Genomic DNA, 14,434 nt, shown 5'->3' with positions numbered 1-14,434 from the left:
ATGGATGTGATGCCTCAAGCCTTCGCCCCGGCAAAAACGAAAGCGCGGGTAAAACCAGCGAAACGCACGACCACACGGTCGCGCATTGGCGAACGGCTGACGCTGGAATCTGTTGCGGCTGTGGACGTTGGCGCATTGAACGCCTTCTACCGCCGCCGTGCTCCCGCCGAGATAACGATTGCGGGAAAGGCGGTGGCGATCGCCGCCGCCTGGTCGGCGTCGAACCCTGAGAACCAGCAGCTGTGGAACATCGCGTTCATGGTCGGAGACACGACGGGTAAATTGCGCCTGCCGCTTTCCGTCGTTGAACAGGGCTTCGCCAGGGCCGACGACCTAGCCGACATGAAACGATTGGCGCCCGCCCACGCCGCACTGCTGTTGGAGGCCGCGTTCGAAGTAGATCTCGAATGGATCGAGGGCAGACTGGGTGGGACGATCACGATCACCTCGGTCGCACCAGGAGACACCACTCCGGACGATCCCCCATTCGCCTTTGTCCTGACCGGCAAGGATGAAACCATAGTCTGCGTCCTGAACACCAAAGACGCAGGCCTGGCGGCGCGGTTCGGCCGCCTTCTCGACGAGCTCGGCAAGGCGAGGCCGCCGATCCCAGCCGAATTTCCGCTGCCGGTCTGCCTTCGGCGTGGCCCGCTTGCGATCACCCTTGGCGAGCTTCGAAGCCTGCAGGCTGACGATGTGGTGCTTTTCAAGGACGCGGAAGAGGAACGCATGGCGGCACTCATCATTGCCGAGCGCCTTTATGCGCCGGTGGCGTTGATCGCCGGCGGGCCGCAATTGCTTGCCGCGCCGACTGCAATCGCTGGATCGAATTGGGAGTGGAGCATGAACCAGAACACGCCGCCGCCGGCCGGCCAGACTTTGGAAGAGTCGACCCTGGACGAGCTGCCGGTCGCACTCGCCTTCGAGATCGGCCGCACGGCAATGCCTCTGGGCGAAGTAAGGCAGCTTGCGCCCGGTGCAGTGGTTGCGCTCGCCGATGTGACGGAGGCGAATGTGGACATCATCGCCAACGGCAAGCGTGTCGGCCGTGGCGAGATTGTGCGCATCGGAGAAAGCCTGGGCGTGCGAATCCTCCGCATGTTCGACAATGCTTGAGAATTCGCCCAACCTGCTTGGGATCCTGATCGCTGTCGGCGTCGTCGGGTTGCTGCCGCTGGCAGTCGTCACGATGACGGGATTCCTGAAGATTTCGGTCGTGCTTTTTCTCATCCGCAATGCGCTCGGCGTCCAGCAGATGCCGCCCAATTTGGTGCTCTACGGCATAGCGCTGGTGCTCACCGTCTACGTCACGACGCCGTTGCTGAGCGAGATGTCCGGCCGGCTTCAGGAAGGGCAGGTTCAATTCCAGACCACGGACGACCTCGCCAGGGCGGCGCAACTGGTCAAGGAACCTTTGCAGCGACACCTTATGAAATTCACCCAGCCGCAAGAGCGGCAGTTCTTTCTCGATGGAACGACCCGCCTGTGGCCGGAACAGGCGCGCCAGAATCTCAAGGACGACGATCTCTCGATCCTTGTTCCCGCCTTTGTCGCCTCCGAGCTGACCCGTGCCTTCGAGATCGGCTTCCTGCTTTATCTCCCTTTCCTCATCATCGACATCGTCGTCGCCAACGTCCTGATGACGCTGGGTATGATCATGGTCTCGCCGGTCCTCATTTCGATCCCGCTGAAACTGTTCCTTTTCGTCGCCATCGATGGCTGGTCGCGGCTGATGCATGGCCTCATCCTGAGCTATGGCTGACGCCGCCGGGGGTTTGCATGAGCAATGACTTCATCCTGGCGAAGGTCCAAGGCGCGCTTTGGACGGTGCTGTTCGCGTCCAGCCCGGCGATCATCGCGGCGCTGGCGGTCGGCATCCTTGTCGGACTTGCCCAGGCGCTGACGCAGATTCAGGACCAGTCCTTGCCGCAGACGATCAAGCTCGTCGTGATCCTTTTGGTCATCATCGTCTTCGGTCCGCTGCTTGGCCAGCAGATCGCCGAGCAGGCCTCGACGGCGCTGGACGAGTTCCCCGTCGTCACGCGTTGAGGCGCGCCGATGCCGGTCGAACCACTCTTCGCATCCATCAAGGAGCTTCAGTTCTATCTGCTGGCAGGCGCATTCGCGCTCGCACGCATGACCGGTTTCATGCTGCTGATGCCGCTCTTTTCGCGGGTGCCGCTATCCGGGCTTCTGCGCAACGGCGTGGCTCTGGCGCTGGCCGTTCCGGTCTTTCCGATGATCGTGAACAAACTGACGAACACCGACATTACGACGACGATGATCGTCCTCTACATGCTCAAGGAGGTCGTAGTCGGAGTAACGCTCGGGCTGGCGATGGGCATACCGTTCTGGGCGGCGGAGGCCGCCGGCGATATCCTTGACCTGCAGCGCGGCTCGACGATGGGGACGCTGATCGATCCGATGATGACCCACGAGACGAGTGCCACCGGCACCTTGCTCGCCGTCATCATGGTCACGGTCTATCTGGCCGCCGGCGGCTTCGAACTTTCCCTGACCAGCCTCTATGACAGCTATGGCCTTTGGCCGATCGACCAACTCCTGCCAGTCTTCAGCAAGGATGCTGCCGCGATATTCCTCGGTCTGCTGAATCGCATCCTGATGATGGCGCTGACGCTCGTCTTCCCGCTCATCATCTGCATGCTCTTGTCCGACATTGTGCTTGCCTTCCTGGCACGCGCTTCGCCGCATCTGAACGTCTTTGCGCTTTCGCTGGTGGTCAAGACGCTGGTCTTCAGTCTCGTCTTCGTGCTCTACGCGGCGTTTCTGCTGTTTTACATGAATCGGGACCTTGGCTTCCTGCACGAAGCCGGCCGCCAGATAGAAGCTATTGGCTGCCGCAGTTGTCAGTGAACAGAAGCTTTATTCGCAAACGCTAATGATAACGACAGCCACGATTGGCCGACCAATAAATACAATTTATCATTGAGGAAAGATTCTGACGATTTGACAAGCGGTCGACCCGCCGATGATCTTACGCGCTCTCGACGTGCCGCTGAACGTGCATCTCCATTGGAAGCCAATGCCTCGCCAGATCACTTCATTGTTCTATGACAATTTGCGACTGGTCGATGCGGATAGGCTGCGCAGGCTGGTTAGGATGGGTGCCTATGAAGGGCACACAGGAGGGCTTGCGCGCGGCAAGCTCCAGGCCAATGTCGTGATAGTGCCCCGCAGCTTCGCTGGCGATTTCCACCGGTTCTGCGTGCGCAACCCAAAACCGTGTCCATTGGTGGGCGTGAGCCGAGCCGGCAGTCCATTGCTCCCGGCATTGGGCGATATCGACATCCGCACCGATGCCCCCCAGTACAACATCTATTACTTCGGGGAGCTGATCCGCCAGAAAACGGACATCATCGATCTGTGGCGAGAAGACTTTGCCGTTTTCGCGCTGGGCAGTTCGCTTACAGTCGAAGCCGCCTTTGCCGGGAAGGGCATCCAGCTCCGCAGCATCGGATGCGGCAAAGCCTTGCCCAAATTCCGAACCAGGATCGAGACGCTCGGCGTCGGCCCGTTTGGTGGCGAAATGGTCGTCTCCATGCGCCCGATAAGGCGTTGCGACGTTGACAAGGTTCGCGCCCTCACCGCACGCTTCCCGCATGCACACGGCTCTCCCATCCATGTCGGAGAGCCGACGATTATCGGGATAAAGGACTTGATGGCTCCCGACTGGGGCGATGCGGTCGAAATCATGGACGGGGAGGTCCCTGTATTTTGGGCCAGTAGCCTGACCGCCCAAGATGCGCTCGCTCGTGCCGAACTCGAAATCTCGATCACCGTGTCGCCGGGGCACATGCTGATCACGGACTTGGATGCACGAGCAGATGCGGGCGCTTTCAAGGTCTTTTAGCAAGCGCAGGGTGGTCATCTTCGACCTTTCAAGAGTTCGAGACTGCGCGGACCCCACATAAAGCCCCCGTCATTCGGCTGCATGCTCCTGCAGTCTCTCGAATACAAAAAGCTTGCCCTTACGCGCGCTGTCCTCAAGCGGGTGCGCCTTTGCCAGGTGCGCCGCAATGACGCTGGCCAGCATGCAGCCCGTCCCGCGCATCCATGCGGCAAGGCGCGGCGTGTCGAAACGGATCGGTTCTTGATTGGAGCGCAACAGGATATCGGTCGATCGGGGTCCCGAAGCATGACCCCCCTTGATCAACACGGCCTGCGCACCAGCGCCCAGCAAGTCCTGACCCTGCCTGACCGCGCCACCCTCGTCGGCAGCGCACTCAGCGCCCACAAGCAGCGCCAGTTCGAAGAGGTTGGGCGTGATCAGGCGGCAGAGTGGCATCAGGTCGCGCTTCATGACGGCGATGGCGCCGGCTTCCAGCAGCACCCTGCCTGATGTTGACGCCAGCACTGGGTCGAGTACTGCCGGAACCCCTGGATTTTCACGTAAAACGGCTGCAACGGCAACGACGGTCTCAGCCGTCGCGAGCATGCCGATCTTAATCGCCTCTACCCTGTTCGCCTGCAGCGCGGCGTGCATCTGCTTGGCCACCAGCCAGGGTGGCGAATTGTGGATTTCCATGACGGCGTCGTGCGTCTGCACGGTTAGCGCGGTGACAGCCAGGCAGGTGCGCACACCAATGGAAGACATCGTCTCGATGTCGCGTACAATCCCGGCGCCCCCGCTGGAGTCCGATCCGCCAACGACAAGCACATGTGGGTCTTGCCCTAGCGCCATCGTTCTGTCTTTTCGATCCATTCCCGCGTGCGCGCCTCGGAATTGGCATTCAGCGTGATGTCGGTGACCACTGCTGCGCTGTCAGCACCAGCAGCGAAGACACCGCCGAGCCGGTCGGGGTCGAGGCCGCCGATCGCGACCAACGGGATCGGCGCGACCCGGCGCTTCCATTCGCTGATCCGCTCCAGCCCTTGCGGCGCCCATTTCATCTTCTTCAGGATGGTGGGATAGACCGGGCCGAGCGCGATGTAGTCAGGCCTGGCGGCCAGGGCCGTTTCCAGTTCGGCATGATCGTGCGTGCTGAGCCCGAGCCGCATGCCGGCTGCGCGTACAGCCAAGAGGTCGGCGGTCTGCAAATCCTCCTGGCCGAGATGGATGAAGTCGCAACCTTCCTCGATTGCCAGGCGCCAGTGGTCGTTGACGATGAGCTGGCATTGGTGCTCGGCGCATAAGGCCTTCGCCTTGCGGATTTCGGCGCGCAACCCGGTCTCGTCCATGGCCTTGATGCGCAACTGAACCAGCCTGACGCCGACCGGCGCCAACCGTTCGATCCAGGCGGCGCTATCGACGATCAGGTAGAAGGGATCGAGCTTCATGATAAAACCGCCCTGCCGAATGTCGGCGTCGACGGCATCGCGACCTCGCGCGGTTCGAGCATTCCCGAGCAGAACGCTTCGCGGCCGGCATCGACCGCCTTGCCGAATGCGCGCGCCATGCCGACCGGATCGGCCGCCTTGGCGACCGCCGTGTTCAGGAGCACGGCGTCAAAGCCGAGTTCCATCACGGTTGTCGCGTGCGACGGACGTCCAAGTCCGGCATCGACAATCAACGGAACGTCGGGGAAATGCCTGCGCATCGAGCGCAGCGCCGGGATGTTGACCGGCCCGAGGGCTGAACCGATCGGCGCGCACCATGGCATCAGGACCTTGCAGCCAGCCTCCAGCAGCCGCTCGGCGACGACGAGGTCGTCGGTGGTATAGGGGAATACCGAGAAGCCATCCTCGCACAAGATACGGGCGGCTTCGACAAGGCCAAATACGTCCGGCTGTAGTGTGTCGTGGTTGCCGATCACTTCGAGCTTGATCCAACTCGTCCCGAACACTTCGCGCGCCATGCTCGCAGTCGTGACCGCTTCCTTGATGGAGTGGCAGCCGGCGGTGTTGGGCAGGATTTTCGTGCCGAGCGATCGGATCAGCGACCAGAATTTTTCGCCGGCCCTGCCGCCCGCCATCTCCCGCCGCAAGGAGACGGTCACCACCGACGCGCCCGACGCGTGAACTGCATCGGCAAGGATGGCCGGCGAAGGATATTGTGCCGTGCCGAGAAGCAGGCGCGAGGGAAGCGTCGTTCCCAGAAGCTCCAACATCGCTAGCCTCCCTGCATCGGCGAGAGGATTTCGATCCGGTCGCCGTCGCTCAGTTGGAATGCTGCCCGGCTGGCTTTGTGCACGAGGTCGCTGTTGACGGCCGTGGCCAGCCAGTCGCCCTCATAGTCGAGTGCTGCAAGCAGCGCCGCCAGCGTCGTGGTTGGGGTCTCAAGCGCTTCGCCGTTGACGATCAGTTTCATGTGTAGACTCCAAAGGTTTGTCCTGACTGAAGACAATCTCGGCCGCCTCGCGCGCCATGGCGGGTGCCAGCAGAAAGCCATGGCGATAAAGTCCGTTGATCGCGATCGTACTTCCGTGAGTCTCGACACGCGGCAGGTTGTCGGAAAAAGCCGGGCGAATGCCGACGCCGGTCTCAACGATACCAGCCTCGCCGAATGCCGGATTCAGAGCGCAGGCAGCGCCAAGCAACTCCATCACCGAACGGACTGTGATCGGTCCCCCGGACTGGCTTTCGATCATCGTCGCGCCAACCATGAAACGGTGGTCGGCGCGCGGCACGATGTAGAGCGGAAAGCGCGGATGAAGCAGCCGGACCGGGCGCGACAGCGAGACGTCGGGGGTGTGCAGGATCAGCATCTCGCCGCGAACACCGCGCAGCCTGCCGTTGACAGCGGCCATTCCCGTGCAGTCGATCTGGCGATCGAAACCGGAAACCCGCCCGGCGTCGGTACCGAAGCGGAATGAGACGTCCATGGCTGCGAGCCTGTTGTGGAGTGCCGTCATCGCCTGGCGCGGGTCGAGATGAGCCTCCTCGGGGAAAAGCAGTCCACGGCGGAAGCGACCGGCGAGGTCGGGCTCCAGCAGCGCGATTTCGTCTTCGTCGACACGCCGATGGCCTGACGTACGGCTGGCGAAGCGGTCAAGCTCGCCCGCATCGCGCAGCGCTGCCACAACCAGCGTTCCGGCCCGTGTCACCTGGCCGGGCAACACCGCCTCCCACCAGTCGGCGGCGTCGCGTCCGTGATCCAGCACCGGCTGCTCGGCGCTTTCACGCTCGCACCAGGGCGCCAGCATGCCGCCGGCGAACCAGGACGCATTGCCGCCAAGGCCGCGCCTTGTCTCCGCAACCGTCACCGTCGCGCCGCGGATGGCGAGCTCGAAGGCGGCGGTGAGGCCGGCGACGCCGGCCCCTCTGACCAGCACCTTCATGACCGCTCACGCCCCTGTGGTATGGGCGGTGCGCCGATCTCGTCCGCCGGCACGTAGAGATCGCCGCCTTCGCGATATTTCGCCGCCATCGCCGCCATGCCCTCTTTCTGCGCCTCGGCGCGGATGTCGTGGGAAATGCGCATGGAGCAGAATTTCGGCCCGCACATCGAGCAGAAATGCGCCAGCTTGTGCGCCTCCTTGGGCAAGGTCTCGTCGTGGAACGAGCGCGCCGTTTCGGGGTCGAGCGACAGGTTGAACTGGTCTTCCCAGCGGAACTCGAACCGCGCGCGGGAAAGGGCATCGTCCCTGACCTTCGCCGCCGGATGGCCCTTGGCGAGATCCGCGGCATGCGCAGCGATCTTATAGGTGATCACGCCGGTCTTGACGTCGTTGCGGTCGGGCAGGCCGAGATGTTCCTTCGGCGTGACGTAGCAGAGCATTGCCGTGCCGAACCAGCCGATCATGGCAGCACCTATGCCGGAGGTGATGTGATCGTAGCCCGGCGCGATGTCAGTCGTCAGCGGCCCCAGCGTATAGAACGGCGCCTCGCCGCAGACGGCGAGCTGCTTGTCCATGTTCTGCTTGATCTTGTGCATCGGCACATGACCGGGCCCCTCGATCATCACCTGGCAGTCCTTGGCCCAGGCGATCTGAGTCAGCTCGCCTAGCGTTTCCAGCTCGGCGAACTGCGCGGCGTCGTTGGCGTCGGCGATCGAGCCCGGACGAAGCCCGTCGCCGAGCGAGAAGGACACGTCGTAGGCGCGACAGATGTCGCAGATCTCGGCGAAGTGTTCGTAGAGGAAGCTCTCCCGGTGATGGTGCAGGCACCATTTGGCCATGATCGAGCCGCCGCGCGAGACGATCCCGGTCACCCGGTCGACGGTCAGCGGGATATAGTGCAGCCGCACGCCGGCGTGGATGGTGAAATAGTCGACGCCCTGCTCGGCCTGCTCGATCAGCGTGTCGCGATACACCTCCCAGGTCAGGTCCTCGGCGATGCCGCCCACCTTTTCCAGCGCCTGGTAAAGCGGCACCGTGCCGATCGGCACCGGCGCATTGCGCACGATCCATTCGCGAATGTTGTGGATGTTGCGGCCCGTGGAAAGATCCATCACCGTGTCGGCGCCCCAGCGGATCGCCCACACCATCTTCTCGACCTCTTCGGCCATCGACGAGGTGACGGCGGAGTTGCCGATATTGGCGTTGATCTTGACCAGGAAATTGCGGCCAATGATCATCGGCTCGCTCTCGGGATGATTGATGTTGGCGGGAATGATCGCCCGTCCGCGCGCCACTTCGTCGCGCACGAATTCCGGCGTGACGAAGTCGGGGATCGCCGCGCCGAAGGCTTCGCCGTCGCGCTTAAGCTTGCCGCGCAGGGCCTCGCGGCCCAGATTCTCGCGGATCGCGACGAACTCCATCTCGGGCGTGATGATGCCGGCGCGCGCATAGGCAAGCTGGGTCACCGCCTTGCCGGCCTTGGCCCGCAGCGGCCGATTGCGGACCGGAAATTCCGGCGTCAGGCGCTCGCCCGTCGCGAACCCGTTGTCTTCCGGCCGCACGTGGCGGCCGTCATAGGCCTCGACATCTCCGCGCGCCGCGATCCAGTCCTGCCGAGGCCGGGCGAGGCCCCTTTCGATGTCCGTTTCGATCGCAGGGTTGGTATAGGGGCCGGAGGAGTCATAGACCGTCACCGGCGGCTCGCCGGCGGTCGGATGGACGGCGATCTCGCGCATCGGCACCCTGATCCGCGGGTGGAGGCTGCCTTGCTTGTGGATCTTGCGTGAGGCGGGCAGCGGTCCCGTCGACACGGTGGGGGTGAGGGCATTCATCTTGAGGCTCCTTTGCTCATGCATTGGAGACCCAGTTCTGTGCCGGAAGGATGAAAAGACGCTTTGGTCGCCCTGCCGAAACAGGACCTCGGGCATAGACTCCCGCGAAGCGCTTGCACCGTCCCTACGCCAGTATGAACTGGATCAGGTTCAACGGGTCACTGCGCCGCGAAAGCCAGCAGTATCTCAGCCCCTTGCCGGGACTCCCCTGGTGAATGCCTCAGGTTGGACGGGCGGGCGCCACTTTGTCAAGCCGTGTTCGGCCAGTCATCTCATACAGTCAGTCTGTCCCGTCAGCACCGCTACCCGGCTAGATCCCGACCACCAGGGCGCCGCCGCTGAGACCCGCACCTGCCGCCGCCAGGAGAACCTTTTCGCCTGGCCTAAACGGCTGCTTCCGATGCGCGAGCGACAGCGAGAGCGGGATCGTCGCGGCGGAGGAATTGCCGTATTCGACGATCGTCTTGACGATCGCACGATCATCGATACCGAGGTTTCGCCCGACGGCATCGAAGATGCGGACGTTGGCCTGATGCGGTGCGAACCGGTCGATGTCTTGCGGTCGCATGCGGGCAGCAGTGAGCGCCTCCCGCGAGCAGGCGGTCATCATCTCGACCGCCTTGGCGAACACTTCGCGGCCGTCGGTGATCGTCATCCGGGTCTCAGCGAGATCGAGGTCGGCGTGGAAGGGCTTGTTGCTTCCGCCCGCCGGAATCTGGATCAGCCCGTAGCGCGATCCATCGGAATCAACCGATGCGCCGAGAATGCCCCGATCCGGTTCATCGCCGGGCCCGATCACCACGGCGCCGGCGGCATCGGCGAACAAAACCGCGCTGGCGCGCTCGGCCGGGTTGATGCGGCGGCTAAGGATGTTCGCGGCAATGACGATGGCGGCTTTGCCGTGCAGGCGGGTGAAGCCATCGGCAAACATAAGCGCATAGATGAAGCCGGCGCAGGCGCCGGTCAGATCGATCGCGCCGGCGCGGCTCAGTCCCAACCGATGCGCGACCAGCGGCGCGCTGGGCGGCAGGAGGTGATCAGGCGTCGAGGTGGCAAGCAACAGAAGACCGATGTCGCCGCGGTCGATGCCGGCATTCGTCAGCGCCATGTCGCCGGCTTGCGCGGCAAGGCCCGACAGTGTGTCGTCGTCGGTTGCCCAGAAGCGCGACCGTATCCCGGTGCGCCGCTCGATCCAGCCGGGCTCGAGCCCGAGACGATCTTCGATCTCCTGATTCTCGACCCTGCGCGCCGGCGCATGATGGCCGAACCCGAGAAGGCGCGACGACCTGCTCATGGCTTAGCGCCGAAGCGTTCCCCGGCCTCCTCGATGGCGTCATAGAGACCGTCGAGTTCTTCGCCGGTGATGCAATAGGGCGGCAGAAGATAGAGGACATTGCCGAGCGGACGCACCAGCAGCCCGCGCTCGAGGAAGAAAGCGCGCAGCTTCGGCCCGATCTCGGCCAGATAGCCGGCGGAGCCGGTGCGCAGATCGAGAGCCGCGATCGTCCCGGTTGCGCGGCTGTCGGTGAAAAAAGGATTGTCACGAAAACGATGAAGCCCTGCGGCCTGTCTTGCACTCAGGGCCGCGACCCGCTCGGCCACCGGTTCGTCACGCCAGATCTCGACATTGGCGAGTGCGGCCGCGCAGGCCATCGGATTGGCAGTGTAGGAACTCGAGTGGAAGAATGTCTTCTTCCGGTCCTCGGAATAATGGGCCTGGAAGATGGCATCGGTGGCAATCGTCGCCGCCAGCGGGATTGCGCCGCCCGTCAGCCCTTTCGAGGTGCACAGAATGTCCGGTGAGATTGATGCCTGCTCGCAGGCGAACATGGTTCCGGTGCGGCCCCAGCCGGTCATCACCTCGTCGGCGATCAGCAGCGTGCCAGAGGCCTCGGCGATCTTCTTCAACTCGGCCAGAACCCATGCCGGATACATCAGCATGCCGCCGGCGCCGAGCACCAGCGGCTCGACGATCAGCGCGGCTGCGTGCCGGTCGCGGGAGACTGCCTCGAACCGATCGAGCGTCTCCTGCTCGCGCCCGGCAGCCGGGAAGGGGATGGTGTCGACCTCGAACAACAGGGGCTCGTAGGCAGCGTTGAACACGCCGCGAGCGCCGACGCTCATCGTGCCGATGGTGTCGCCATGATAGCTGTGCTCCATGACGACGATGCGCGAGCGCGGCGCGTCGATATTGCGGAAGTAGCCGAGTGCCATCTTCAGCGCGACCTCGACGGAGGTCGAGCCGCTGTCGGAATAGAACACCCGTTCGAGGCCGGCCGGAGCGAGGCCGACAAGCGCCCTGGCCAGGCGTTCGGCCGGCTCGTGGGTGAAGCCAGCGAAGATGATCTGGTCGAGGCTCGCCGCGGTCGTCTCGATGGCCTTGATGATGCGGGGATGGCGGTGGCCGTGGGTGACGACCCACCAGGAGGAAATGGCATCCAGGATGCACGTGCCGTCGGCCTTGTAGAGGTAGGCGCCTTCCGTCCGGACGATTTCGGGGATGGCGGGCTCGAGCGCGTGCTGGGTGAAGGGATGCCACACATCGGACTGCGGCATCATTCGCCTCCCGCAATCGCTGTGAGGTCGAAGCCGGTAATCATCGCCTCCCTTAGATTCTCACTCGTCAGCGGATCGAGCAGCGGCAGCCTGCCAAGCTGGCGCACGCCGCTGAATTCCACGATTGTTCTCTGCGTGTCGGCCACCTCATCGCCGATGAAGGCAATGCCGATGAGCGGGATGGATCGGGCCCTGAGCGCCTCGATCGACAGGAGGGTGTGGTTGATCGTGCCGAGCTTGGTACGGGCGCACAGGATGACCGGCACTCGCCACTGCGCGAAGATGTCGATGAATTTAGTGCGCCGGTTGAGCGGCACCATCAGTCCCCCGGCGCCTTCGATGACGAGCGGGCCCGGCAAGTCCGGAAGCGACAGCTCTGCGGCGTCTATCGCGACGCCGTCGAGTTCGGCTGAACGATGCGGCGATAGCGGCTCCTTCAGGCGATACACTTCGGGCAGCACGCGCCCCGGCGGCAAGCCGGCGAGCCGTTCCACGACCTGGCTGTCGGTCTCCTCGTCGAGGCCCGATTGCACCGGCTTCCAGTAGAAGCCGTCGAGCAGGCAGGCGAGCCCGGCCGAAAACACCGTTTTGCCGATCCCGGTATCTGTTCCGGTGATGACGATGCGCTTGGTCATGCCGCCGCCAACACCTCGAAGAGCGCCTCGACCATGGCCGAAATGTCGGCCTCGTCGACATTCAGCGTCAGCGAAATGCGCAGGCGCGATGTGCCCTCGGGGACGGTCGGCGGACGAATGCCGCGAATGTCGAAACTGCGCGCCTGCAGCGCCGCCGCCACCGCCATGGTGCGCCCGTTGTCGCCGATGACGAAGGGCTGGATCTGCGAGCCGCTGGGGGCTACGCCGCAGCGCTCGGCCAATTGGCGGCCCGCGAAGGCAACGCGCTCCTGCAACTGGGCACGGCGTTGGGGCTCGTCGGACAGCATGGCAATCGCCTCGCGCGCTGCCACGGCCATCAGCGGCGATGGCGCGGTGGAGTAGATGAATGGCCGACAGCGGTTGACGAGATAGTCGCACAGCAGTTCCGGCCCGGTGACGAGCGCACCGGCCGCGCCGAGCGCCTTGCCGCATGTGTGGAGCGCGACGATGTTGTCGCGGCCCTCGAAAGCGGCGGCAAGGCCGCGGCCGTCTGGCCCCCAGACGCCGGTGGCATGCGCCTCATCGACGACGATGAAGGCCTCGTGCCGGTCGGCAAGCGCGACCAGGTCCTCCATCGGCGCGCGGTCGCCATCCATGCTGTAGAGGCTTTCGACCACGATCCAGACGCGCCCGGTGCCGCCTTCGGCGCGCCAGCGCGTGATTGCATCCTCGAAAGCATCGACGTCGTTGTGCACGGCGAGCTTGAACTCGGCGCGGCCAGCGCGGGCCCCCTCATGCATGCTGGCATGAGCCAATTCGTCGAGGACCAAAAGGTCACCCTTCTGCGGCAGGGCGGTGAGCAGGGCGAAGTTGGCGATGTAGCCGCTGCCGAAGAACAGCGCGCGGTCGGCTCTGAAGAACGCTGCCGCGTCCGCCTCCAGTGCCTCGTGTTCCGGCGCGTTGCCGCGCAGCAGCCGAGATCCGGTCGCGCCGACCGGCGTGCCCTGCGCGATCGCCGCCGCAACCGCGTCGCCCAGTCTTTTGGAGGCGGCGAGCCCGAGATAGTCGTTCGACGAGAAATCGAGCCCAGCGCGCGGCGAAAGCGTCCGCAGACGGTCCTTGCGCGCCAGTCCGCGCAAGGTCGCGTCATAGCGGGCAAGCGGCGCTTCGTTCATTGCGCCTCGAGGTCCATCGGCTCGATGCCGAGACGGCGGAACAGCAGCGTATCTTTGTCCTCGCCGGGATTGTCCGCCGTCAGCAGCGTGTCGCCGACGAAGATCGAGTTGGCGCCGGCAAAGAAGCACAGCGCCTGCATCTCGTCGGTCATGGCGGTGCGCCCGGCGGAAAGTCGGACATGCGATTTCGGCATCATGATGCGCGCCAGCGCGATCACGCGCACGAACTCGATCGGCTCGATCGGCCTGGCATCGGCAAGCGGGGTGCCGGCGATCGGGATGAGCATGTTGATCGGAACGCTTTCCGGATGTTCCGGCAGGTTGGCCAATGTCACCAGCATGTCGATCCGGTCCACCGGCTCTTCGCCCATGCCGACAATGCCGCCGCAGCAGACCTTGATGCCGCTGTCGCGGACATTGGCCAGCGTATCCAGGCGGTCTGCAAATGTCCGGGTCGAGATGATCTCTGAGTAGTAGCGCTCGGAGGTGTCGATGTTGTGGTTGTAGTAGTCGAGGCCGGCCTCCTTCAGCCGCTGCGCCTGGCCGAGGTCGAGCATGCCGAGCGTCATGCAGGTCTCCATGCCCAGCGCCTTGACGCCTTCGACCATCGCCACGACCGCATCCATGTCGCGCCCCTTGGGATTTCGCCAGGCGGCGCCCATGCAATAGCGGGTGGCGCCGGCGTCGCGCGCCTTGGTCGCTTCAGCGATGACGCGCCTGACCTCCATCAGCTTCGACGCCTTCAGCCCGCTTTCATGGTGCGCCGACTGGCTGCAATAGCCGCAATCCTCCGGACAGCCGCCCGTCTTGATGCTGAGAAGTCGGCTGAGCTGGACCTTGTTGGGATCGAAGTTCTGGCGGTGAACGGTCTGCGCCTGAAACAAGAGGTCGTTGAAAGGTGCATCGTGGAGAGCCTGGGCTTCTTCCAGGCTCCATACCCGGCGGTCGCCGAGGGATTGAACTTCAGGCGCGGTCTTTTCCGAAATCGCTGCGTGCATTTCGATCCTGTTCCTTGCGTTGTGGCGAGACCGGCTAGA

At 63.9% G+C, this 14,434-nt stretch carries 16 protein-coding genes and 1 riboswitch; of the genes, 5 read left to right on the top strand and 11 right to left on the bottom strand.

Going from position 1 to position 14,434, the window contains the following annotated elements; all coding sequences use genetic code 11:
* The 5 genes from sctQ (at position 1) to EJ073_RS13785 (ending at position 3,871) form a co-directional block, all read left to right on the top strand.
* Positions 1–1,116, top strand: coding sequence for a type III secretion system cytoplasmic ring protein SctQ (sctQ, locus tag EJ073_RS13805; RefSeq protein WP_126056223.1), 1,116 nt, complete (start codon positions 1–3; stop codon positions 1,114–1,116).
* Positions 1,109–1,762, top strand: coding sequence for a type III secretion system export apparatus subunit SctR (sctR, locus tag EJ073_RS13800; protein WP_126056222.1), 654 nt, complete (start codon positions 1,109–1,111; stop codon positions 1,760–1,762). Before sctQ ends, sctR begins: the two co-directional genes overlap by 8 nt.
* Positions 1,763–1,779: 17 nt before the next feature.
* Entirely contained in the window at positions 1,780–2,049 is a 270-nt protein-coding gene (locus tag EJ073_RS13795; protein ID WP_126056221.1) for a flagellar biosynthetic protein FliQ, read from the top strand.
* Between the two features lie 9 nt (positions 2,050–2,058).
* The gene (gene sctT / locus EJ073_RS13790; protein ID WP_126056220.1) at positions 2,059–2,874 is read left to right on the top strand and encodes a type III secretion system export apparatus subunit SctT; all 816 of its coding nucleotides are present in this window, start codon (positions 2,059–2,061) and stop codon (positions 2,872–2,874) included.
* A gap of 169 nt (positions 2,875–3,043) precedes the next feature.
* Positions 3,044–3,871, top strand: coding sequence for a DUF1445 domain-containing protein (locus EJ073_RS13785; RefSeq protein ID WP_126059217.1), 828 nt, complete (start codon positions 3,044–3,046; stop codon positions 3,869–3,871).
* A gap of 69 nt (positions 3,872–3,940) precedes the next feature.
* Here EJ073_RS13785 and EJ073_RS13780 read toward each other — a convergent pair whose 3' ends face one another.
* The 11 genes from EJ073_RS13780 to bioB all read right to left on the bottom strand — a co-directional run bounded on the left by EJ073_RS13780 (position 3,941) and on the right by bioB (position 14,395).
* Entirely contained in the window at positions 3,941–4,702 is a 762-nt protein-coding gene (locus tag EJ073_RS13780) for a hydroxymethylpyrimidine/phosphomethylpyrimidine kinase (protein ID WP_126059216.1), read from the bottom strand.
* Entirely contained in the window at positions 4,693–5,298 is a 606-nt protein-coding gene (locus EJ073_RS13775; RefSeq protein WP_126056219.1) for a thiamine phosphate synthase, read from the bottom strand. The genes EJ073_RS13780 and EJ073_RS13775 overlap by 10 nt, the downstream gene beginning before the upstream one ends.
* Positions 5,295–6,068 (bottom strand): thiazole synthase, encoded by a 774-nt coding sequence (locus EJ073_RS13770; RefSeq protein WP_126056218.1) that lies wholly within the window; start codon positions 6,066–6,068, stop codon positions 5,295–5,297. Before EJ073_RS13770 ends, EJ073_RS13775 begins: the two co-directional genes overlap by 4 nt.
* 2 nt (positions 6,069–6,070) lie before the next feature.
* On the bottom strand, positions 6,071–6,268 hold the full coding sequence (thiS, locus tag EJ073_RS13765) for a sulfur carrier protein ThiS (protein ID WP_126056217.1): 198 nt from the start codon (positions 6,266–6,268) through the stop codon (positions 6,071–6,073).
* Positions 6,237–7,238 carry a glycine oxidase ThiO gene (thiO, locus tag EJ073_RS13760; RefSeq protein ID WP_126056216.1) on the bottom strand — a complete coding sequence of 334 codons (1,002 nt, stop codon included), beginning with the start codon at positions 7,236–7,238 and terminating at the stop codon, positions 6,237–6,239. The genes thiS and thiO overlap by 32 nt, the downstream gene beginning before the upstream one ends.
* A complete protein-coding gene (gene thiC / locus EJ073_RS13755) occupies positions 7,235–9,070 on the bottom strand; it encodes a phosphomethylpyrimidine synthase ThiC (RefSeq protein ID WP_126056215.1) in 1,836 nt (611 codons plus the stop codon). The genes thiO and thiC overlap by 4 nt, the downstream gene beginning before the upstream one ends.
* A 103-nt stretch (positions 9,071–9,173) precedes the next feature.
* Positions 9,174–9,290, bottom strand: a riboswitch (TPP riboswitch).
* A gap of 90 nt (positions 9,291–9,380) precedes the next feature.
* Positions 9,381–10,364: a beta-ketoacyl-ACP synthase III gene (locus EJ073_RS13750; protein ID WP_126056214.1), complete on the bottom strand. Its 984-nt coding sequence runs from the start codon at positions 10,362–10,364 to the stop codon at positions 9,381–9,383.
* On the bottom strand, positions 10,361–11,626 hold the full coding sequence (locus EJ073_RS13745; RefSeq protein ID WP_126056213.1) for an adenosylmethionine--8-amino-7-oxononanoate transaminase: 1,266 nt from the start codon (positions 11,624–11,626) through the stop codon (positions 10,361–10,363). The genes EJ073_RS13750 and EJ073_RS13745 overlap by 4 nt, the downstream gene beginning before the upstream one ends.
* Positions 11,626–12,261, bottom strand: coding sequence for a dethiobiotin synthase (gene bioD / locus EJ073_RS13740; RefSeq protein ID WP_126056212.1), 636 nt, complete (start codon positions 12,259–12,261; stop codon positions 11,626–11,628). The genes EJ073_RS13745 and bioD overlap by 1 nt, the downstream gene beginning before the upstream one ends.
* The gene (locus EJ073_RS13735) at positions 12,258–13,397 is read right to left on the bottom strand and encodes an 8-amino-7-oxononanoate synthase (RefSeq protein ID WP_126056211.1); all 1,140 of its coding nucleotides are present in this window, start codon (positions 13,395–13,397) and stop codon (positions 12,258–12,260) included. The genes bioD and EJ073_RS13735 overlap by 4 nt, the downstream gene beginning before the upstream one ends.
* Positions 13,394–14,395, bottom strand: coding sequence for a biotin synthase BioB (gene bioB, locus EJ073_RS13730; protein WP_126056210.1), 1,002 nt, complete (start codon positions 14,393–14,395; stop codon positions 13,394–13,396). Before bioB ends, EJ073_RS13735 begins: the two co-directional genes overlap by 4 nt.
* Positions 14,396–14,434 lie beyond the last annotated feature (39 nt).

Origin of the sequence: Mesorhizobium sp. M4B.F.Ca.ET.058.02.1.1, from assembly GCF_003952505.1 — a bacterium.
Taxonomy (GTDB): domain Bacteria; phylum Pseudomonadota; class Alphaproteobacteria; order Rhizobiales; family Rhizobiaceae; genus Mesorhizobium.
Note: the sequence above shows the minus strand (reverse complement) of the source record. Positions and strands in the feature narration are given on the sequence as shown.